The organism is Jeotgalibacillus salarius (assembly GCF_004405125.1).
Lineage (GTDB): Bacteria > Bacillota > Bacilli > Bacillales > Jeotgalibacillaceae > Jeotgalibacillus > Jeotgalibacillus salarius.
This window is the reverse complement of sequence record NZ_SORX01000007.1, coordinates 85204-105516: the sequence shown is the minus strand read 5'-3', so window position 1 is coordinate 105516 and position 20313 is coordinate 85204. Positions and strand designations below refer to the sequence as shown.

The 20313-nt window shown below is 39.8% G+C and carries 18 protein-coding genes; 16 read left to right on the top strand and 2 right to left on the bottom strand.

Annotated elements, in window-relative coordinates; all coding sequences use genetic code 11:
- Nucleotides 1-3 precede the first annotated feature (3 nt).
- The 5 genes from E2626_RS12655 (at nucleotide 4) to E2626_RS12635 (ending at nucleotide 5903) form a co-directional block, all read left to right on the top strand.
- The gene (locus E2626_RS12655) at nucleotides 4-2085 is read left to right on the top strand and encodes an RNA degradosome polyphosphate kinase (protein ID WP_134382136.1); all 2082 of its coding nucleotides are present in this window, start codon (nucleotides 4-6) and stop codon (nucleotides 2083-2085) included.
- A 113-nt stretch (nucleotides 2086-2198) separates the two neighbouring features.
- A complete protein-coding gene (locus E2626_RS12650; protein WP_134382135.1) occupies nucleotides 2199-4283 on the top strand; it encodes a sensor domain-containing protein in 2085 nt (694 codons plus the stop codon).
- Between the two features lie 85 nt (nucleotides 4284-4368).
- Nucleotides 4369-4593 (top strand): hypothetical protein, encoded by a 225-nt coding sequence (locus E2626_RS12645; RefSeq protein WP_134382134.1) that lies wholly within the window; start codon nucleotides 4369-4371, stop codon nucleotides 4591-4593.
- Between the two features lie 136 nt (nucleotides 4594-4729).
- Nucleotides 4730-5488 (top strand): 2,4-dienoyl-CoA reductase, encoded by a 759-nt coding sequence (gene fadH, locus E2626_RS12640; RefSeq protein ID WP_134382133.1) that lies wholly within the window; start codon nucleotides 4730-4732, stop codon nucleotides 5486-5488.
- Nucleotides 5489-5696: 208 nt separating this feature from the next.
- Nucleotides 5697-5903 (top strand): hypothetical protein, encoded by a 207-nt coding sequence (locus E2626_RS12635; protein ID WP_134382132.1) that lies wholly within the window; start codon nucleotides 5697-5699, stop codon nucleotides 5901-5903.
- Between the two features lie 52 nt (nucleotides 5904-5955).
- On the opposite strand, the gene E2626_RS12630 is transcribed toward E2626_RS12635, so the two are convergent.
- A complete protein-coding gene (locus E2626_RS12630; protein ID WP_134382131.1) occupies nucleotides 5956-6201 on the bottom strand; it encodes a glutaredoxin domain-containing protein in 246 nt (81 codons plus the stop codon).
- Nucleotides 6202-6469: 268 nt separating this feature from the next.
- Here E2626_RS12630 and E2626_RS12625 point away from each other — a divergent pair, with 268 nt between their 5' ends.
- The 6 genes from E2626_RS12625 (at nucleotide 6470) to E2626_RS12600 (ending at nucleotide 11912) form a co-directional block, all read left to right on the top strand.
- Nucleotides 6470-6727, top strand: coding sequence for a YkuJ family protein (locus E2626_RS12625; protein ID WP_134382130.1), 258 nt, complete (start codon nucleotides 6470-6472; stop codon nucleotides 6725-6727).
- A gap of 293 nt (nucleotides 6728-7020) precedes the next feature.
- A complete protein-coding gene (cbpB, locus tag E2626_RS12620; protein WP_134382129.1) occupies nucleotides 7021-7470 on the top strand; it encodes a cyclic-di-AMP-binding protein CbpB in 450 nt (149 codons plus the stop codon).
- Between the two features lie 18 nt (nucleotides 7471-7488).
- A complete protein-coding gene (locus tag E2626_RS12615) occupies nucleotides 7489-8982 on the top strand; it encodes an MDR family MFS transporter (protein ID WP_134382128.1) in 1494 nt (497 codons plus the stop codon).
- A gap of 12 nt (nucleotides 8983-8994) precedes the next feature.
- On the top strand, nucleotides 8995-9861 hold the full coding sequence (locus E2626_RS12610; RefSeq protein WP_134382127.1) for a LysR family transcriptional regulator: 867 nt from the start codon (nucleotides 8995-8997) through the stop codon (nucleotides 9859-9861).
- Nucleotides 9862-10000: 139 nt separating this feature from the next.
- Nucleotides 10001-10714: a 2,3,4,5-tetrahydropyridine-2,6-dicarboxylate N-acetyltransferase gene (gene dapD, locus E2626_RS12605; protein WP_134382126.1), complete on the top strand. Its 714-nt coding sequence runs from the start codon at nucleotides 10001-10003 to the stop codon at nucleotides 10712-10714.
- An 82-nt stretch (nucleotides 10715-10796) separates the two neighbouring features.
- Nucleotides 10797-11912, top strand: coding sequence for an N-acetyldiaminopimelate deacetylase (locus E2626_RS12600; protein ID WP_134382125.1), 1116 nt, complete (start codon nucleotides 10797-10799; stop codon nucleotides 11910-11912).
- Between the two features lie 60 nt (nucleotides 11913-11972).
- Here the strand turns inward: E2626_RS12600 and E2626_RS12595 are convergent, their stop codons facing one another.
- On the bottom strand, nucleotides 11973-12836 hold the full coding sequence (locus E2626_RS12595) for a mechanosensitive ion channel family protein (RefSeq protein WP_244094322.1): 864 nt from the start codon (nucleotides 12834-12836) through the stop codon (nucleotides 11973-11975).
- A 225-nt stretch (nucleotides 12837-13061) separates the two neighbouring features.
- On the opposite strand from E2626_RS12595, the gene E2626_RS12590 reads away from it, so the two are divergent.
- The 5 genes from E2626_RS12590 to E2626_RS12570 all read left to right on the top strand — a co-directional run bounded on the left by E2626_RS12590 (nucleotide 13062) and on the right by E2626_RS12570 (nucleotide 20250).
- Nucleotides 13062-13604, top strand: coding sequence for a peroxiredoxin (locus E2626_RS12590; protein ID WP_134382124.1), 543 nt, complete (start codon nucleotides 13062-13064; stop codon nucleotides 13602-13604).
- A gap of 183 nt (nucleotides 13605-13787) precedes the next feature.
- Entirely contained in the window at nucleotides 13788-15542 is a 1755-nt protein-coding gene (locus E2626_RS12585) for an ABC transporter ATP-binding protein (RefSeq protein WP_134382123.1), read from the top strand.
- Between the two features lie 4 nt (nucleotides 15543-15546).
- Nucleotides 15547-17367, top strand: coding sequence for an ABC transporter ATP-binding protein (locus E2626_RS12580; protein ID WP_134382122.1), 1821 nt, complete (start codon nucleotides 15547-15549; stop codon nucleotides 17365-17367).
- Nucleotides 17368-17784: 417 nt separating this feature from the next.
- Nucleotides 17785-19134 (top strand): cytochrome ubiquinol oxidase subunit I, encoded by a 1350-nt coding sequence (locus tag E2626_RS12575; RefSeq protein WP_134382121.1) that lies wholly within the window; start codon nucleotides 17785-17787, stop codon nucleotides 19132-19134.
- 102 nt (nucleotides 19135-19236) lie between these two features.
- Complete coding sequence (locus E2626_RS12570; RefSeq protein ID WP_134382120.1) at nucleotides 19237-20250, top strand: cytochrome d ubiquinol oxidase subunit II; 1014 nt, start codon at nucleotides 19237-19239, stop codon at nucleotides 20248-20250.
- Nucleotides 20251-20313 lie beyond the last annotated feature (63 nt).

Sequence of the window (20313 nt, the reverse complement as noted above, 5' to 3'; positions counted from 1 at the left end):
TGAATGAGACAATCACATAAAAAATTTAGTAACCCCGAATATTTTAACAATCGGGAACTGAGTTGGCTCGGATTCAACCAGAGAGTGCTAGAGGAGTCTTTTGATTTTGCGAATCCGCTACTGGAACGTCTCAGATTCCTTTCAATCTTCAGTTCAAATCTTGATGAATTTTTTATGGTTCGTGTAGCAGGATTGAAGGATCAGGTGAAAGCTCATTTTACTAAACCTGAGAATAAAGCCGGCATGACTCCAAAACAACAGCTCAGTGCGATTTCTGAGCACACACATCGCCTGGTGAAGCAGCAATACCAGACCCTGTCTTCTCTAGAGAAAGAACTGAAGGAAGAAGATATTACTTTTAAGCAAATGGAAGATTTATCTTCCAGGCAGTTTACTTTTATTGATCAGTTTTTTAAAGAGCAGGTGTTTCCGGTACTGACTCCTCTTGCAGTAGATGCATATCGTCCATTTCCTATTCTGTTGAATAAAAGTTTAAATATGATTGTGGAACTTTCGAATCAGCAGAAGGAAAAAAAGATAGCCATTGTGCAAGTGCCGTCTGTATTACCACGCTATATCAGACTACCGTCTGTAACGGGTTATCAGTTTGTTTTACTTGAAGATGTCATTAATCATTTTCTTCAAAAACTTTTTGTTGGGTATACGGTCACTTCAGACTTACTTTTCAGAATTACTAGAAATGCAGATTTAACGATTCATGAAGAAGGTGCCCGTGACCTCCTGCTGGAAATTGAAAAAGAATTGAAAAAGAGGAAGTGGGGAGCGGCTGTCAGACTGGAAATAGGACATTCAGATTCGCAAAATAAGCTGTTACCTATATTAACAGAAGAATTAGAAATAGAAGAGAATGATATCTATTCAATTCACGGCCCGCTTGATCTCACTTTTTTGTTTGGATTTATAAAAACATGCTCTAAAGATAAAGATCATTTAATATTTGAGTCCTTTATTCCTCAACCGCCGGGGGATTTACAGCCTGGAGAAAATCTTTTTGATAAAGCATTAAAGCAGGATTTGTTTTTTCATCATCCTTACGAATCTTTTAACCCGATTGTAGATTTTGTAGATGAGGCGGCAGAAGATCCCGATGTTTTAGCGATCAAGCAGACATTATATCGTGTCAGCGGTGGATCTCCTATAATCAGTGCCCTTAAGAAAGCTGCTGAAAATGGTAAACAGGTAACCGTACTGGTGGAGTTAAAAGCCAGATTTGACGAAGAAAATAATGTTCAGTGGGCAAAAGAACTGGAAATGGCAGGATGTCATGTGATATATGGTATGACCTTTTTAAAAACTCACAGTAAAATTACGCTGGTGGTACGCAAAAAAGATCAAAAAATTGAACGATTTGTACATCTTGGCACAGGAAATTACAACGACCAGACTGCAAAAGTTTATACAGATATGGGCATGATCACAACGAAAAGAAAATTTGGTACGGATGCGACTAACTTCTTTAATTATTTGAGTGGATACACAGAAAAGCCTTCTTATCATCATTTAATTGTCGCGCCGTTTTCAATTCGCGATGCATTTATTGATTTGATTGATAAGGAGATTTCGCATCATAAAAAACATAAAAATGGGCATATTATCGCTAAAATGAATTCTCTTACGGATAAACCTTTGATTATGAAGCTTTATGAAGCGTCCGCTGCAGGTGTGAAAATCGACTTGATTATTCGAGGGATATGCTGTCTTCGTCCCGGGATTGAAGGGGTTAGCGAGAATATCCATGTAAGAAGTATTGTTGGCAGGTTTCTTGAGCACAGCAGGATTTATTATTTTTATCAGAATGGTGAAGAAAAGTGCATGCTTTCTTCAGCTGATATGATGACCAGAAATATGGATAAACGTATTGAACTTCTTTTTCCCATAACAGAAATTTTTCATAAGAAAAGAATTAAAAAGTTTCTGGACCTGCAGCTTGCAGATAATATGAAGTCTAGAGTTCAGGATCAATATGGAGTTTATTCATATGCTCAAAAAGATGGAAAACCCGAAGTACATGCTCAAAACCAATGTCTGATGGAGGCATATAGAATTACTGAGGGAGAAGAGTGATAAGTATAAATAACCATATGTGCATGATTCGAAAGTTTCATAAAGTGATTGACATAAAAATCAAAGTTTGGAATGATTAAATCAGCTCGATCGACTATTGGAAGGATGGACCTATGGATACCCCACGATTACGATCAATTGAAGATGGACATGTCTTTTCTAATGAAATACTTGATGTGTTGACTGTCATCATTACCAAACACATTACAGATGCAGTATTTATTATGGAGGAAGTGGCAGATGAATTCACATACAGATACACGAATCAGGCTGCACTTCATTTAATCAGAAAAAGTACAGAGGAAGTGCTAGGTAAAACGTTGCCGGAAGTTATGGGCAAAGATGGTTTCAGGCTGGTTGACAGGTACAGGAATACCAAAGCTGATTACGAACATCTGCGTTACCGTGATTCAGTCAATACTGATCATGGGATTAAGCATTTTGAAACAAACCTGACACCGATTTCTGATCAGCTTACTAATTCTCACTACGTTGTTGCAGTAGTCCGCGATGTAACTGATCAGGAAAATGAGAAAATTAAACTTGAACATCTTCAGCAGCAATACCAGTCAATTATTCATCATAACCTTGATGCGGTTTTGACGTTATCTGACCAGGGGATTATTAGGTCTGTAAATCAGGCAGCAACGAAAACTTTTTCTGTCTCAGAAGAAAAAATGATCGGTCAGAAGATCACAGACCTGTTTTCCGGAGGATCTTCATTTAACATGACAGTTGGTATAGAAAAAGCCTTGAAAGAAGGACCGCATGAATTTCACTTTGTTCCCGCAACGACTGCAGAAGGTGCTGCCATTGTGGTTCATACGAAATTTGTTCCGATTATTGCGAATGGCCGTTCACAGGGTGTATATCTAATCGTAAGAGATGCAACAAGTGAGAAAGAAACAAAAGAGAAAATAAACTTTCTGTATCTTCATGACAGTCTGACAGGTCTTTATAATCGACAGGCATTGAATGATCACATTGATGAATTATCTGAACTGACGAAAGACACACATGCTGTTTTATGTCTTGATCTTGATAATTTTAAAAAGCTCAACAAGACTCTCGGTTTCAATGCAGGTGATGAGCTCCTTAAGAAAGTTGCAGGTCGGTTAAGATCTCTCGTACAGGAAGATGATACCCTTTACAGATTAAATGCAGACGAATTTGTATTTTTGCTGAAACATACTTCTCATAGTGCATTAAAGGGCTTTGCTGAGGAAATTCTCACTATTTTTCAACAGCCTTTTGAAATTAATCATCAGGAATACTTCGTTTCAGCAAGTATAGGCATCAGTGTTTTTCCAGCAGATGGGATTCACAGTGACGTATTAATCAATCATGCAGCTCAGGCGTTACATACGGTGAAAAAAGCAGGTATTACTGGATACGGTTTTTATCATAATCAAATGAATCAGGCATTCCCTGATAAAATGATTATGGAAACACATCTGCGCAGAGCGATTGAGCTTGATGAATTAAGTCTGCACTATCAGCCTCAGGTTGACCTGAATAATGGGACGATTACAAGTATTGAGGCACTGCTTAGGTGGAACAATAGAAAATTTGGGTCTGTTCCACCTTCTGAATTTATATCAATTGCTGAAGAAAATGGTCTCATCCATCCAATCGGTGCCTGGGTAATTGATCAGGCATGCCTTCAGCTTCAGAGGTGGGCATTGCAGGGAATCGGCAATATAAGAGTCGCTGTTAATATCTCCCCAAAGCAATTTTCACAGCCAGACTTCGATCGAGTCGTGTCAAGTGCACTTGAAAAATATGGAGTCGACGCAAGTCTATTAGAAATTGAGATTACTGAAAGTGCAATGAGCAATATGAACACTACGCTCAATATGTTAAAAAAGTTAAAGAAAATAGGAGTGAAAATCTCTGTCGATGATTTTGGAACCGGATACTCATCATTAAACTACCTGAGGCTTTTTCCAATCGATATTCTGAAGATTGATCAGTCGTTTGTAAGAGAAATTCAGTCGGAGTGTAAAGACGCAGCCATTACAAAAACAATCATACATCTCGCTCACAGTCTTGGTCTTGAAGTAGTGGCGGAAGGTGTGGAAGAACTGGCTCAGGTTTCTTTTTTAAGAAAAGAACACTGTCAAAAAGGCCAGGGATATTTTTTCAGCAAGCCGCTTCCTTCCCGCGAAATGGAAAAGAAACTGCTTAATATTGGGTGAAAACCAGATTGACATTCTCCTTATAGTAGTATACTGTAAAGCTGTTGTGCAGAATTTAAGTATTTTACTAAAGGAGCTTTTTTAATTGAAAAAAGGACTGACACTGAATATTCTTCGTATTCCAGTTAATACAGGTGTGATTACGGCTTATATAGAAGGTTTCAATGAAAACCATACTAAAGGAACAGTATATGCAGAACTAAATGGTGAGCATGTAGCTGCCACAGGATTCAATAAGAAAAAAACCATAGTACGTGCAATTGCGAAACTTCACCAAAAAAGCTCAATTCATCAGGATAACCATCAATAAGCTGATCTGGCCTTCAGGCTGGATCGGTTTTTATTTTTGCTGGATATCAGAATATTTCTTTAGGAAAAAATTGAATGTTGAAAACATTTAGTAGTATAATGAATGAATAATCATTCATTACATTGGAGGGATTCAGATGGGAAAAGTGTATATTGTGACAGGCGGTTCAAATGGTATGGGGAAATATATGGCGAAGAGGCTGGCTGATGATGGGAACTCAGTTTTAATAACAGGGCGAGATGAAGCGAAATTGAAAGCAGCTGTTGAAGAAATCGGCACTTCAGGGAATGTATCTGTTTTTCAAATGGACGTACGTGAGCCTGAAATGGCCGTAAAAATGGTTGAAGCCGCCGTTAAGCAGTTTGGTACTGTAGATGGACTGATTAATAATGCCGCAGGAAACTTTATTTGTCCTGTGGAAAAGATGTCTGCGAATGCATGGCGATCAGTGATTGATATCGTTCTGAATGGTACATTTAACTGTACGAAAGCTGTTGGTGACTATTGGATCGAACATAAGGTTAAAGGGGTTATCATCAATATGGTCGCTACATATGCCTGGAATGCTGGTGCTGGCGTTGCGCATTCAGCAGCTGCTAAAGCGGGTGTACTATCGTTAACCAGAACAATCGCAGTTGAATGGGGACATAAGTACGGAATCAGAGCGAACGCAATTGCGCCGGGACCGATTGAAAGAACAGGTGGGGCAGATAAGCTCTGGGAATCTGAAGAAGCTGCAAAACGAACGCTTCAGAGTGTTCCGATGAAAAGACTCGGTAAGCCTGAAGAAATTGCGGGACTTGCTGCATACATGCTGTCCGATGAGGCAACTTATATGAATGGTGAATGTGTGACAATGGACGGTGGCCAGTGGCTGAATGCTTTTCCGTTCTAAAAAGCTTTGTTGAAGTTTATAGTTTTTAATGCACAGCTGCTGAAGCGGAGATTAACTGCCAACTTTAGCAGAGCTTTCTAAACGAATGTTCAGATCTTCGGTTTAATCTGAATCTCTATTGATCGTACAGCATTTAACACCTTCAGCGCATAATCACTGCTGTTTATGACCATCTTATATTAAAAGAGAACTAAAAGGTGGCGTTTGTATGACAGTAGTGATCACGCTGATAGCGGTTGTAATGATATGCGGGATTGGACTTGCAGTTACCTTACAGGCAGGGCATAAAAAAGATGAAAAGGATGAGGTATCAGAGACAGTAAAGAACCATCCGGTGCTTTTTAACCCAGTTATCATTATTTATAGTCTGGCAGGTATAGCCGGAGTAAGTATTGTTTTATTTTATATGCTTTAAACAGTCTGGAATGAATCGTTTATTCAAATTGAAAAAACCGGCGCAGGCCGGTTTAATCACATGAAATATTCAGCTTTTCAGCCAGTGCTTCCAGGTTAAAGCCTCTGACTATTTCACGATCGTCTATCAATACCGTTGGGGTTGAATATGACTCCAGCGTTTTTATCATGTATTGCTGAGATGTCAGGTCTTCTTTAATATTTACTTCACTGAACTGTATGTGGTTAGCTTTAAAAAAACGTTTAACAACTTCACATGGGGGGCACTGAGGCTGTGTGTACAAAATAACTTTTTGCACGCTGCTCACTTCCTTTTAGCGATTTTAAATCTGCTAACAGTTTCGCTTAAATAAAGAGCTGTGTCAAAGGATTTGCAAGCAGCTGCCTGTGAACTTCAAATTGCATTGTTCAGAGTTGATATTGTGTGTTATAGTATTCTTTGTTTTGTTACGGCCGAATCAGGGAAATGTGATGAAGGAGATTTCATTAAATCGATTCAATACTATCTGCCTTTCCCGATCGAATGTTATAATGAAATGATTAACAAACAAGAAGGGAGAATACCGCATGTCTCAACTTATGGGTATTATTCAAAGACTTAAAACTTTGCAGGAGCAGGATCAGTCAGGTGATGTTCCTTCCCGCTTTTTCGAATTGAACGGTATAAGAGTATGCCAGGTGAAATATTTTGGCACAAACGACACGTTCGAGCTTGAAGTGTACGATAAAGATCAAAAACCGCAAAAATATCCTTTTGACAACATTGATATGACTGCAATTGAGATCTATGAACTGCTTCAGGAAGAAAATAATAATCAGGCTTAATAAAAAAACCGGTGTAACCGGTTTTTTTTTGCGTTTTTTTTAAGCCTTTTGTTAAAGTACAATGTTGTTTTAGCACAGCTGTGATTGAAGCGTAAGGCGGCGACTTCAGCATGAAAAGACGGTTAGGTGAGACCCCGCAGTGCGAAGCACGAAAAGGCTCACTGCCGTCCGTGCGTGTCCGCCTGAAGCGGAAATCAACAGCCAATTTTAACATAGCTTTTTCTAAAGTGGAGGAGTATTCTTCTATTATGTTATGATTAATATAGAGAGATTTTGTAAAAGGGGTTTGACTAATGTTAACAACAGAACATAAAGAATTTCTGGAAACACCTATCAGTCAATATATTATACCTTCTGAAAAAATTGCCCACGTTCAGGAAATGAATACTGCCGAACACGCGCTACTCGTATTAACAAAAAGCGGTTATTCCTCCATTCCCGTTCTGGACGCAACTTACCATCTGAAAGGCTTAATCAGTGTGCAGATGATCACTGATTCAATGCTCGGACTTGAAGAAATAGAATTTAGCAGGTTAAACGAAAAAAAAGTGAAAGATGTCATGCGGTCAGATCTGCCTTCATTGAAAAAGGAAGATCAATTTCAGTATGCGCTTAATCTGCTTGTAGATCACCCATTCGTGTGTGTGATGAGTCCGCAAGGGTATTTTGAAGGACTCTTAACAAGAAGAGTGATGTTAAAACAATTACAAAGGCATATTCACAAACAAATTCAGCGTTCTTAACGTCAAGGGAGCTTCTATATGGATTATGCAGATCATGAGCGCCGAGAAATAAAATATCGTCCTTTTATTCTGGCAGCCGTGATGCTGGCTATGTTTGTCGGAGCGATTGAAGCGACGATTGTTTCGACCGCCATGCCGGCCATAACAGCTGACCTGGGCGGTTTCCAGCTGTATAGCTGGGTTTTTTCATCGTATTTATTGATGAGTACAGTAACTGTTTTATTATATGGGAAACTGTCCGATTTGTTCGGCAGAAAACCTGTACTGACTTTTGGTATGTCACTTTTCTTAATAGGATCGATCCTGTGCGGATTTGCTGAATCAATGGAATGGCTGATCGCTTTCCGTTTTATTCAAGGGCTTGGTGCAGGGGCTGTTATGCCAATTGCATCAACGATTGTTGGAGATATTTATTCAAAAGAAGAACGTGCGAAGATCCAGGGTTATCTGTCCAGCGTATGGGGAATTTCTGCCGTTATGGGTCCAGCCATTGGAGGTCTTCTTGTAGAGACAATTGGCTGGCAATATGTTTTTTGGATTAACGTACCTCTTGGTGTCCTTTCATTAACCGTCCTTTGGATTTTCCTGAAAGAAAATGTAGAGAAGAATACTTCACCTATTGATTACAAAGGGGCGGCTCTTCTTTCTGCTTCATTGACAGTTCTGTTATATCTGCTGGTGGAAGGCGGAATCTCAATACCCTGGTTATCTGGGGCTGCATTGGGTATGTTCACAGTGTCAGTTCTACTGTTAATTCTGTTCGTCAGGCATGAATTAAGATCGCCTGATCCAATGATGCCATTTTCGATCTGGAAGAATCGTGCCATATTTATTGCAAACATCGTTTCACTCACGACAGGCGTTCTGTTGATAGGCATCTCAAGTTACCTGCCGGCCTTTGTCACGGGTGTGATGGAGGAAAGTGCAAGTGTGGCCGGTTTCACGTTAACCGCCATGTCAATAGGATGGCCAATTGCTGCAACCGTCGCAGGCAGTCTTCTGATCAGAATCGGCTATTATCGAACCAGCCTGATTGGCGGGATATCCTTAATCATAGGGACACTGCTTTTTGTATTGATGGAACCGGAATACGGTCCGTTATGGCCTGCAATTTCCTCATTTTTTGTTGGTATTGGCATGGGTCTGACAACGACATCCTTTATTGTTTCAATTCAAAGCTCCGTGCCCTGGAAATTACGCGGAGCAGCTACCGCAGCAAATATGTTTATGAGAAATTTGGGAAGTACAGTAGGCGTGGCACTGCTTGGTGGTGTTCTGAATTCCTCCATCAGGTCTTCATTTGAAAATAATGAAAATCAGGAGGTAAAGTCTTTAGGCGTGGATGCTGTTAACCGTCTGCTCGAGGCTGAACAGAGGAGCCAATTAGAGCCTGGTGTACTTGAGCAGCTGCAAATAGCGATGACGAACGGTTTAAATATTGTCTATTATATTGTATTTGCATTTGCTTTAATCAGCTTGTTTTTCATTCTGTTTCTACCTAGAAAAGAATAGGGTGTATGATACATGAACCATTCAGATTACCGTATGCTTGATGTTTTAGCAGAAGAGATGAATATGAGAAAGGCAGCTGAAAGACTGTTTGTATCCCAGCCTGCACTATCCCAGCGGCTTCAGTCGATCGAAAAAGACTGGGAACAATCCTTTTTTATCCGTTCCAGAAAAGGACTGACCTTAACACCCGCCGGGGAAATGATTGTCTCTATGGCAAGAGAGATTATCAAAAAAGAAGAAGCGGTAAAAGAACAAATTCTCGCAATGGATTCAAAAATTTACGGCACACTGAAAATTGCCTGCGCATCAATCGTAGGTCAGAATTGGCTGCCTAAAGTGCTCAAGGATTTTGTTGATACTAATGCCCATGCGAGAATTTCTCTCATGACAGGCTGGAGCAGTGAAATTTTACAGGCAGTATATAATGGGGAAGTACACGTTGGCATCATAAGAGGAACGCCTGATTGGAAAGGCCCCAAAATGCACCTGTTCCAGGATCAGCTGTTTCTGGTTGATAAGGAAATCAGGCGAGTGGAAGATCTGCATTTAACAGACAGACCCTTCATCCAGTTTAAAAGCGATTCTACTTATTATCAGGAAATACAGGAGTGGTGGAGCAGGCAATTTCACATTTCACCGAGACAAAATATTCTCGTGGATCAGATAGAAACGTGCAAGCAGATGGCCCTTAACGGAATAGGTTATGCAATTCTGCCTTCTATTACGTTAACCGGCAATGAACATGTATACTGTACGCCGCTACATACTGAAGAACAGACGTTAAAGAGGGATACCTGGCTGATCGGCTATCAATCAGCATTTGAACTCCCACAGGTTCAGGCTTTTATAGAATCAGTCAAAAAGCACCTGGATGATTGAATCGTATGATTGAAACGAATGGAAGACTCATCCAATTAATAAAATGAAATTTTCTAACATTGATCACTTGTCTTGTGGTACGGTGATCTGATAAAGTAAAAGTCAGTTAAATGTTTAAAAGATTGAGAGGGGAATATAAATGAATACAATGGATGCAAATGAAATTATTTCTTATATACAAAATGCGAAGAAATCTACGCCTGTAAAGGTATATGTGAAAGGTGCAGACCTTCACAAAATTAATTTCGGGGACAATTCTCAAACATTTCTTTCTGAAGGTTCAGGTGTTGTTTTTGGAGAGTGGGCTGATATTCAACCATCTCTTGAAAAACATACGGACCAGATCTGGGATTATGTCGTAGAAAATGACCGTAGAAACTCAGCAATCCCGATGCTTGATCTTAAAAATATCAAAGCGCGTATTGAGCCGGGTGCCATTATTCGTGACCAGGTTGAAATAGGCGACAATGCAGTGATCATGATGGGTGCTTCAATTAACATTGGATCTGTAGTTGGTGCTGGAACAATGATTGATATGAACGTAGTTTTAGGCGGACGCGCGACTGTCGGTAAAAACTGTCATATTGGTGCAGGAGCTGTCCTGGCAGGTGTAATTGAGCCGCCTTCAGCTAAACCGGTTATCATAGAAGATGATGTTGTTGTTGGTGCCAACGCAGTTGTTCTTGAAGGAGTAACCGTTGGTAAAGGAGCAGTAGTAGCTGCCGGAGCAATTGTAGTGGAAGACGTAGAGCCGTATACGGTAGTAGCTGGAACACCTGCGAAACTTCTTAAGAAAATCGATGAGAAGACTAAATCCAAAACTGAAATTAAGCAGGAACTACGCCAGCTATAAAAGCTGCTGAAAAAAACGCAGATTTGATTCTGCGTTTTTTTTTCTTGATCTAAAATCATTTGTCAGGAGGAAATTCGTTCGCATGGAGACATTTGTAAACATTCGCAGGGATCTTCATAAAATTCCTGAAGTCGGTTATAAAGAATTTAAAACTCAGGAATACTTATTGAACTATATTGAAAAGCTTCCCCAGGAAAGCCTGTCAGTTAAAAAGTGGGAAACCGGGATTTTTGTTTTAGTAAAAGGTCAAGGGGTTGCCCCAAAAACGCTAGGCTACCGGACAGATATCGATGGACTGCCAATTAAAGAGCAGACAGAATTGCCATTTTCTTCAGAGCATCCCGGTTTCATGCATGCATGCGGTCATGATTTTCATATGAGTATTGCGCTCGGTGTTTTAACATCGATGGCTGCAAAACCATTAGAAGATAACGTATTATTTATATTCCAGCCTGCTGAAGAAGGGCCGGGCGGTGCTGAGCGTATGCTTCAATCAGAAGAGATGAAGCAGTGGATGCCTGATGAAATGATGGGGCTTCATATTGCACCGGAATATACAGCTGGCGAAATTGCTGTAAAAAAAGGACTGCTTTTTGCCAATACTTCTGAGTTGAAGATTGTATTAACAGGCAAAGGTGGACATGCAGCTTATCCTCATAAAACGAAGGATATGATCGTGGCAGGTGCACATTTGATTACACAACTGCAATCTGTTGTGTCACGATCTATAGATCCGTTAAATAGTGCTGTGGTGACGGTCGGCAAACTTGAATCGGGAACGGTTGGCAATATTATTGCGGAAACTGCACAGCTGGATGGCACGATGAGAAGTCTTGATCCCGAGGTCATGGAAACCTTAAAAACGAGAGTGAAAGCAATTTGCGATGGTATTGCACTTTCCTTTGATTGTAAAGTCCATGTTGAGTTTAATCAGCCTTATTATATGGTTTACAATGATCATGAACTGACAGAACAATTTATGAGATTCGCCGCTCACTACGATGGAATTCAGTGTATTGAATGTGAGAAGGCGATGACCGGAGAGGACTTTGGCTATTTCCTTAAAGAAATTCCAGGTTTTATGTTCTGGCTTGGGGTCGGTTCCGACTATGGCCTTCATCATGCAAAACTGAACCCCGATGAAAATGCTATTGGGCCTGCTATTCAATTCATTATTGATTATTTAAGAAGCAAATAAGTGGTACAAGTAGCGCTGCTGAATAGTAAACAAAAAAGGCGGCTCACTGGCCGCCTTTTCTTATGCTTCTTTCTGCACATATACCTGATGCGGAAATGGGATTTCAATTCCGTTGCGATCAAGTGCTTCTTTCATCTCTTTTCTTAATTCTCTTTCAACACTCCATTGTTCCATATTCTGAGTCTTCCCGATTACACGAATCACTACATCAGATGAACCTAATTCCTGAACACCTACTACATTTGGTCCTTCAACAATGTTGCTATTAGATTCAGCAACTTTATCACACACTTCCTGCAGCACTGTGATCGCTTTATCAATATCATCATCATAGGAAATACCAATATCAATCATGGCACGCATATTACCGCGTGAGTGATTACTCATGCTCGTGATTTCACGGTTAGGTACGTAATGAAGGGTACCATCAAATCCTCTGATTTTAGTCTGTCTTAAACCAACTTCTTCACAGATTCCTGAAAAACTGCCCGTTGTAATATAGTCACCAATATCAATTTGTTTTTCTAAAAGAATAAAGAATCCTGTCACAACATCACTGACAAGTCCCTGTGCTCCGAAACCAATAGCAAGGCCAATAATACCGGCACCCGCAATCAATGCTGTAACATCAATATTTACTACTTGAAGAATAGTTACGATTAAAATAAAGATCAGTACATATCCCAACACATTTTTGGTTAGACTCTCTAAAGTACGGGCTCTTCCGACTGAAATATTTTCTTTGTGCTCATACTTTGCAAACACCCGTGAGAGTATTCTGTTTCCGATCGCTTTAGCAATCATGAATATGATTATTACCCCTATGATCTTCAAGGCGGCTATTCCGATGGAAATAAATAAAGCCCCCCATTCATACTCTGCAAGTCTTGCGCTTAGCGCATTAAAGTTTAATAAAGCTTCCAAAGACTGTCATCCTTTCTGTCAGTACAAATTCATATATCGTCCTACTATACCCTTATAACAAATCTGAAAACGGGATTCAAGGAATCGTCACGTTTCTTTCGGATAACATCAATACTTTTTTATTAAAATTGACTATTCAAAAGCCGTATATTATCATGTAAATCGTGAGTAAATTGAGAAGCAGGAATCCTGTTCTCATTTAGAATTTTTTTGGAGGGATTTTTAATGGCAGAACGCATGGTAGGCAAGCAGGCGCCAAGATTTGAAATGGACGCTGTACTTGCGAATAAAGAATTCGGGAAAGTTAATCTGGAACAAAATATGAAAGAAGATAAATGGACAGTGTTATTCTTTTATCCAATGGACTTTACTTTCGTATGTCCAACAGAAATCACTGCAATGTCTGACCGTTACGATGAATTTGAAGATCTTGACGCAGAAGTAATTGGCGTTTCTACCGATACAATCCACACTCATCTTGCATGGATCAATACGGAGCGCAAGGACAATGGCCTTGGAGATTTGAACTTTCCACTTGCAGCTGACACAAACCATCAGGTATCACGTGAGTATGGCGTGCTGATTGAAGATGAAGGTGTGGCACTTCGCGGACTTTACATTATCAGCCCTGAAGGCGAATTGATGTACCAGACTGTCTTCCATAACAACATTGGCCGTGACGTTGATGAGACACTTCGTGTGCTTCAGGCACTGCAAACTGGTGGACTTTGCCCAGCTAACTGGAAGCCGGGTCAAAAAACACTTTAAGACTAATAAACGAAAAAAGATCAGCCCCCGGGCTGATCTTTTTTTATGACTTCATAGATAAACTCATAAGTAAATAGTAAGAAATGAGAAAAAATTCAAATAAGGGTGGAAATATATTTCGAAACCCGATATATTTAATAGGTGTCTATTATATAGAAGTAAATTGAAAAGGAGGGATAAACGGTGGATGTATTTAAAAAATTGAAAGAATTTTACTGGCCTCATAAGCGACATTTTATACTTTCAATCATATTCTTATTTGTTATGACGTTAATTACAATTGTTTATCCAATTATATTGCAGATCACAATTGATGATGTAGTGGGTGAAGGGAGATATGGTCTGATTCCATATCTGGCATTTGGATTTATAGGTATCATGGTGATAAAAGGGATTGCGACATTTATCTCTCAATATAACGGGGATTTATTTGGGATCATAGCTGTATACGATTTACGTGAGCGGCTTTATGAGAAACTTCAAAGTCTTCCGTTCCAATACTATGATAATGCAAAAACCGGTGACATTATGTCACGTCTTACTGCTGATGTAGAAGGATTCCGATTCTTTTTGTCCTTCGGCTTTGCCGAGCTCATCAGATTAGTATTACTGTTGGTAGTTACTACTGGAGTCATGCTTTATTATTCAGTACCGTTGACGATTGTGACGATGTTATCGATTCCATTTCTTGCAATAGCTGTATACAAATTTGATAAAAAAGTACACCCTGCGTTCAGAGGTGTCAGAAAATCATTTGGAAAACTAAACACCAATGTACAGGAAAATATAAGTGGAATCAACACAGTTAAATCTCTTTCCAGAGAAGAGCATCAGATTGATAAATTCAACAGCTCAAACAAGGATTATAAAGATAAGTACTTGTTTACATCAGATGTTTGGGCAAAGTATTTTCCTCTTATGGAGTTCTTAGGAAACGTTAGTGTTGTGATGCTTCTGGGTTATGGAGGATATCTGGTCGTGAATGACAGCCTGACAGCAGGTGAGCTCACAGCATTTTACAGTCTTGTTGGTTTTATCATCTGGCCAATTATGAATCTTGGGTTTACAATTAACCAATTTTCACAATCTAAAGCTTCCGGTGAGCGTTTGCTTGAGATTCTTGAAGCTGAGGAGACAATCAAAGAGAAGCCGGATGCTGTAGAAATGACCCGCTCATTGGGTGAAGTTGAATTCAAGAATGTATCATTACGCTATACAGAAGATGATGAGAAAGCAATTAATCAAATTTCTTTTAAAGCAGAGAACGGAAAAACGATTGGTCTTATAGGTGCTACGGGATCAGGCAAAACGAGTGTCACACAATTGATGACCAGGTTTTATGAGCCTTCAGAAGGTTCTGTCCTGATTGATGGGAAAGAAGTAAGCGACTATACGCTGCGCTCACTACGTAAAAACGTAGGATTTGTACTTCAGGAGTCATTTTTGTTTTCGTCTACAATTAAAGCAAATATTGCATTTGGGCGTCCGGAAGCAACGATGGACGAAATTGTTGAATCTGCGAAGAAAGCAGAAGCGCACGACTTTATCATGGAAATGCCGGACGGATACGATACGATGCTAGGTGAGAGGGGCTTGGGTCTTTCGGGCGGTCAAAAGCAGAGAATTGCCATCGCACGTGCCATTTGTCTTGATCCAAGTATATTGATTCTTGATGACGCGACGAGTGCAGTAGATATGCAAACTGAATTTAAGATACAAAAAGCATTAAAAGAAGTAATGGCGGGACGTACAACATTTATTATAGCCCACCGGATTTCTTCATTAAAACATGCTGATGAAATTTTTGTGTTTGAAAATGGAGAAATTACCCATCGTGGTTCTCACGAAGAATTAATTGAGACAGAAGGACAATATAAGAGAATTTATGACATTCAATATAAAGATCAAAAAGCGCTGTCTGCGTCAGGAACGAGGTGAGGGGATGAGCAATGAAGCCCAGAAAAAAATACAGAACAGATTTAAGTATTCGACTGATCAGGTGATTGAAAAGCCCTTCAACTGGATGCAGTTGTGGAGACTTTTCAGATACTTAAAGCCTTACTCGAAAAAATTGCTTCCTTTGTCAATCATCATGGTGTTGATCACAACAGGCATCAGATTAGTGATTCCGATTTTAATCGGGATGTATGTTATTGATGAAGCAATTGCCGGCAGAGATGGAAATCTCCTCATGCAGCTTGTCGGAATCATTGCAGGCTTGTACATTGTTAATTATGTTGCGAATGTGTTCAGGATTAAATGGATGAATATTTTAGGTCAAAGTGTCATCTATGATTTGCGTAAACACCTGTTTACTCACGTTCAATGGCTCAGTAACCGCTTTTTTGATAAGCGGTCTGCAGGGTCTATTCTCGTAAGAATTATGAATGATATTAATTCATTGCAAGAGTTGTTTACAAACGGAGTTATAAATTTATTAATGGACATTCTTATGCTGATCGGTATATTTATCGTATTATTCACGATCAGTCCGGAGCTGGCACTCGCAGTCATGATTGTTCTGCCTATTATGTTCTTTATTTCAACGAAACTTCGCAAAAAGATCAGAAGATCATGGCAAACTGTTCGCTTGAAGCAATCCAAACTGAATTCTCATCTGAATGAAAGTTTGCAGGGAATGAGAATAACTCAATCCTTCACTCAGGAAAAAGAAAACGCACAGTATTTCGAAGGAGTAAATAACGAAACTTTTGAAAGCTGGCGTGATGCAACTAAGAAAAATGCCACCTTCAGACCGCTTGTTGAAATGACAAACGCTGTTGGTTCAGCCATTTTAATATGGTATGGTGCAAACCTAATCCAAAGTGGCAATCTGGAAATTGGAGAGTTCGTTACGTTCGCATTTTTAATCGGCATGTTCTGGGAACCGATTTCGAGGCTCGGAATGGTCTATAATCAATTGCTAATGGGTATGGCTTCCTCTGAAAGAATATTTGAATTCCTGGATGAGCAGCCTAACGTAGCTGAAAAGAATGATGCAGTAGAACTCGATGAAATCAAAGGTGATGTGGAGTTTAACAAAGTTGACTTTGCATATTCAAATGACCGAAAGGCGCTTGATGGCATTAACCTTGATATAAAAGCAGGTGAGACGATTGCGCTTGTAGGACATACAGGTTCAGGCAAAACGACAATCGCAAATATGATTACGCGATTCTATGATCCGACAGCAGGATCAATTAAAATGGACGGACATGATCTCCGTGATGTTTCTTTAAGAAGTCTTCGTTCTCAAATTTCTATCGTACTCCAGGACACATTTATCTTTTCAGGTACAATTAAGGATAATATCCGATTCGGTTTTCCGCATGCCAAAGATGAGCAACTGATCGATGCAGCAAAAGCTGTCGGGGCACACGGCTTTATTGAAAAGCTTCCTAAAGGATATGACACTGAGGTAGAAGAGAGAGGAAACATACTTTCTGTTGGAGAACGTCAGCTGATTTCTTTCGCGCGGGCATTGCTGGCAGATCCGAGAATCATCATATTAGATGAAGCTACTGCCTCTATTGATACAGAAACAGAAGTAGTGATTCAAAAGGCATTAGGCACACTTTTGGAAGGAAGAACGGCAATCATCATTGCACACCGTTTATCCACGATTCGTGATGCAGACAGAATTTATGTACTCGATCACGGCAGATTGATGGAAAGCGGCAATCATGATGAGTTAATGAAACATAAAGGCATTTATCAAGGGCTTGTTCACTCGCAGTTTACAATGCAAAAGAGTACAGGTTAATGAGCAGCTGATCAGGGGATAAAACCTGATCAGCTTTTTTATTTCAGCTCTGTTGAAGTTGGGTGTTGATTTCCGCTTCAGGGGACGCCGCGGCCGGGCGCTGAGCCATCAGGCTTCGCCATGATTGTCTCACCTGTCCTTTCCTGCCACAGGAGTCGCCCTCTTCCGCTCCAATCATCAGCTGTGCAAAACAACATTGAACTATAACAAAGCCTTTATTTTAGATGTTGTAAACATGATCAGCATTCCTAAATTGAAAAAAGCTTGAAAGGGGGATATAATGAATTCAGTAACTTTGTGAAGGATGTCACAAATTGTTCAAGTTCGACACATCACATATAGCGTTATTATTGTAAAATGTTTGATGAACAGTGATATAGTAAATTTACAAGTATGAAGTAATCTAGGAGGGAAATCATGTTGGAATTAGATGGCGTTACGCTCAGTCGGCTGTTAACAGCTTCGACTCTTATATTCCATGTTATATTTGCGACAATCGGTGTTGGGATTCCAGTGATGATTGCAATTGCAGAGTTCCTGGGAATTAAAAGAAAAGATCCCCATTATTTATTGCTCGCCAGACGATGGGCGAGAGGATTCACCATCACTGTCGCAGTCGGTGTTGTAACTGGTACTGCAATTGGTCTCCAGCTTTCACTGCTGTGGCCAAGCTTTATGCAGGTAGCAGGACAGGTAATTGCACTGCCGCTATTTATGGAGACATTTGCATTTTTCTTCGAAGCGATATTTTTAGGCATATACTTATACACTTGGGACCGGTTTAAAAACCGCTGGACTCACTGGCTGTTAAATATACCAATTGTGATTGGTGCTACACTGTCAGCGTTTTTTATTACAACAGTAAATGCATTTATGAATACGCCACAGGGATTTGATATTATAGATGGGGAAACAGTTAATATCAGCCCGCTTGCGGCGATGTTTAACCCTGCTACGCCAACGAAAGTATTTCACGTCGTTACATCAAGTTATATGACGTCAGCTTTAATACTTGCTGCTATTACAGCTTTTATCATTTTGATGAAAAAAGGTACGGATTATCATAAAAAAGCACTTAGACTGACAATGACAGCCGGGTTGATTTTTGCTGCCGGTACTGCACTTGCAGGTGACCTATCAGCTAAATTTCTCGCAAAAGAACAGCCTGAAAAACTGGCTGCTGCTGAATGGCACTTTGAGACGGAGTCCAACGCGGATTTGATTCTCTTTGGGACAATTAACGAAGATAACGAGATCAGTAACGAAATCCGTATCCCGGGAATGCTCAGTTTCTTAGCCGGTAACTCATTTGATACAGAAGTTGTGGGACTGAATGAATTTCCTGAAGAAGAAAGGCCGCCTTTATGGGTCCACTACATGTTTGATATGATGGTTGGTATAGGCATGTATTCTTTATTTATAGCAGGACTGTTTGTGATGTTCACACTTATCAAACGATTTAATGAATGGAATAAACTTCTGTTGATGGGTATTGTAGCTAGTGGACCATTAGCCATGCTTGCGATTGAATTCGGCTGGATTTATGCAGAGGTTGGCCGTCAGCCTTGGATTTTGAGAGGTATAATGACTGTTGATGAAGCAGCCACAACATCCAGTTCAGTCGGAATCGCGTTTGGTCTCTTCCTTGGATTATATGCAGTACTCGGTTTCTTCTGTGTAAGAGTACTCTTAAAAATGTTTAAAGACAAACCACCTAAAGCAGAACTTGAAAAGCGCTTCCCTGGAGGCAGACTGGATGGTTTATAAGACAAGCAATGCGATCAGGGGCCAATATCGTTTGCCCCTGACTGCTTTAGCTGCAAATCTTATACTTTACTTTGAAATAAGCCGGGGGAAGGAGTTATCACGATGAGTTTAGAAGTTGCTGGAATCACCGTATTATGGCTGTTTTTATATGGCTATTTAATTGTTGCCTCAATTGACTTTGGAGCAGGTTTTTTTGCATATTACGCAAGAATCTCAAAAAAAGAGCATATTATGAGTAAACTGATCAGCAGATATTTATCACCCGTATGGGAAGTAACGAACGTATTTTTCGTTTTCTTCTTTGTAGGGTTAGTTGGTTTTTTCCCTGATACTGCTTATTATTACGGAACGGCCTTGTTACTGCCGGGGTCAGTAGCAATTATTCTGATTGCGATCAGAGGCTCGTTTTATGCCTTTGGTAATTATGGTTCAAAAAACAGCACACTATACTTATTTTTATACGGTGCCACCGGACTTTTAATTCCTGCTTCACTATCAACGGCATTAACGATCTCAGAGGGTGGATATTTGAGAGAAGATGAAAATGGCGTTACGTTTTTAGCGGGTGAATTGTTTACAAGTCCATATTCATGGAGTGTTGTATTTCTAGCAATTGTATCTGTATTGTATATCAGCGCGAGCTTTTTAACTTATTATGCAGATCGTGCAGAAGATTATGATTCAAGGGCGATTATGAGAAAGTTTGCCCTTTTTTGGGGCGCGCCTACCATTATCGCAAGTTTGATGGTTTTTGCCGGACTGCGTTCACACAATGGTGATCACTTTGAAAGAGCGCTTGATTTATGGTGGATGTTTGGCTTGTCACTTGTATTCTTCCTGATCGCAGGCTACATGATTTTCAAGAAAAAGAATTATGGAACAGCATTTCTCATGGTTATGCTACAATTTTTCTTTGCATTTTTCGGTTATGGTGCTTCTCACTTGCCGTATATTTTATACCCTTATATTACACTTGAAGGCAGCGTAGTGAATGAAACAATGGGAATGGCACTGATTATTGTGTTTATTCTGGGGCTATGTTTGTTAATTCCATCACTGTACTTGTTAATGCGACTCTTTTTATTCGATGCTGATTATGTAAAAGGGAAAAAATAAGCTCATTTTCTGAAATTTCCTGTGCTAAAATGATATTAAGGTCAGGATCGTGGGGGAAGAACA

What these genes read in the sequence shown, in the direction of transcription:
- E2626_RS12655 (WP_134382136.1), top strand. Translation starts at nt 4, where the DNA reads ATGAGACAATCACATAAAAAATTTAGTAACCCCGAATATTTTAACAAT.
- E2626_RS12650 (WP_134382135.1), top strand. Translation starts at nt 2,199, where the DNA reads ATGGATACCCCACGATTACGATCAATTGAAGATGGACATGTCTTTTCT.
- fadH (WP_134382133.1), top strand. Translation starts at nt 4,730, where the DNA reads ATGGGAAAAGTGTATATTGTGACAGGCGGTTCAAATGGTATGGGGAAA.
- E2626_RS12635 (WP_134382132.1), top strand. Translation starts at nt 5,697, where the DNA reads ATGACAGTAGTGATCACGCTGATAGCGGTTGTAATGATATGCGGGATT.
- E2626_RS12625 (WP_134382130.1), top strand. Translation starts at nt 6,470, where the DNA reads ATGTCTCAACTTATGGGTATTATTCAAAGACTTAAAACTTTGCAGGAG.
- cbpB (WP_134382129.1), top strand. Translation starts at nt 7,021, where the DNA reads ATGTTAACAACAGAACATAAAGAATTTCTGGAAACACCTATCAGTCAA.
- E2626_RS12615 (WP_134382128.1), top strand. Translation starts at nt 7,489, where the DNA reads ATGGATTATGCAGATCATGAGCGCCGAGAAATAAAATATCGTCCTTTT.
- E2626_RS12610 (WP_134382127.1), top strand. Translation starts at nt 8,995, where the DNA reads ATGAACCATTCAGATTACCGTATGCTTGATGTTTTAGCAGAAGAGATG.
- dapD (WP_134382126.1), top strand. Translation starts at nt 10,001, where the DNA reads ATGAATACAATGGATGCAAATGAAATTATTTCTTATATACAAAATGCG.
- E2626_RS12600 (WP_134382125.1), top strand. Translation starts at nt 10,797, where the DNA reads ATGGAGACATTTGTAAACATTCGCAGGGATCTTCATAAAATTCCTGAA.
- E2626_RS12590 (WP_134382124.1), top strand. Translation starts at nt 13,062, where the DNA reads ATGGCAGAACGCATGGTAGGCAAGCAGGCGCCAAGATTTGAAATGGAC.
- E2626_RS12580 (WP_134382122.1), top strand. Translation starts at nt 15,547, where the DNA reads ATGAGCAATGAAGCCCAGAAAAAAATACAGAACAGATTTAAGTATTCG.
- E2626_RS12575 (WP_134382121.1), top strand. Translation starts at nt 17,785, where the DNA reads ATGTTGGAATTAGATGGCGTTACGCTCAGTCGGCTGTTAACAGCTTCG.
- E2626_RS12570 (WP_134382120.1), top strand. Translation starts at nt 19,237, where the DNA reads ATGAGTTTAGAAGTTGCTGGAATCACCGTATTATGGCTGTTTTTATAT.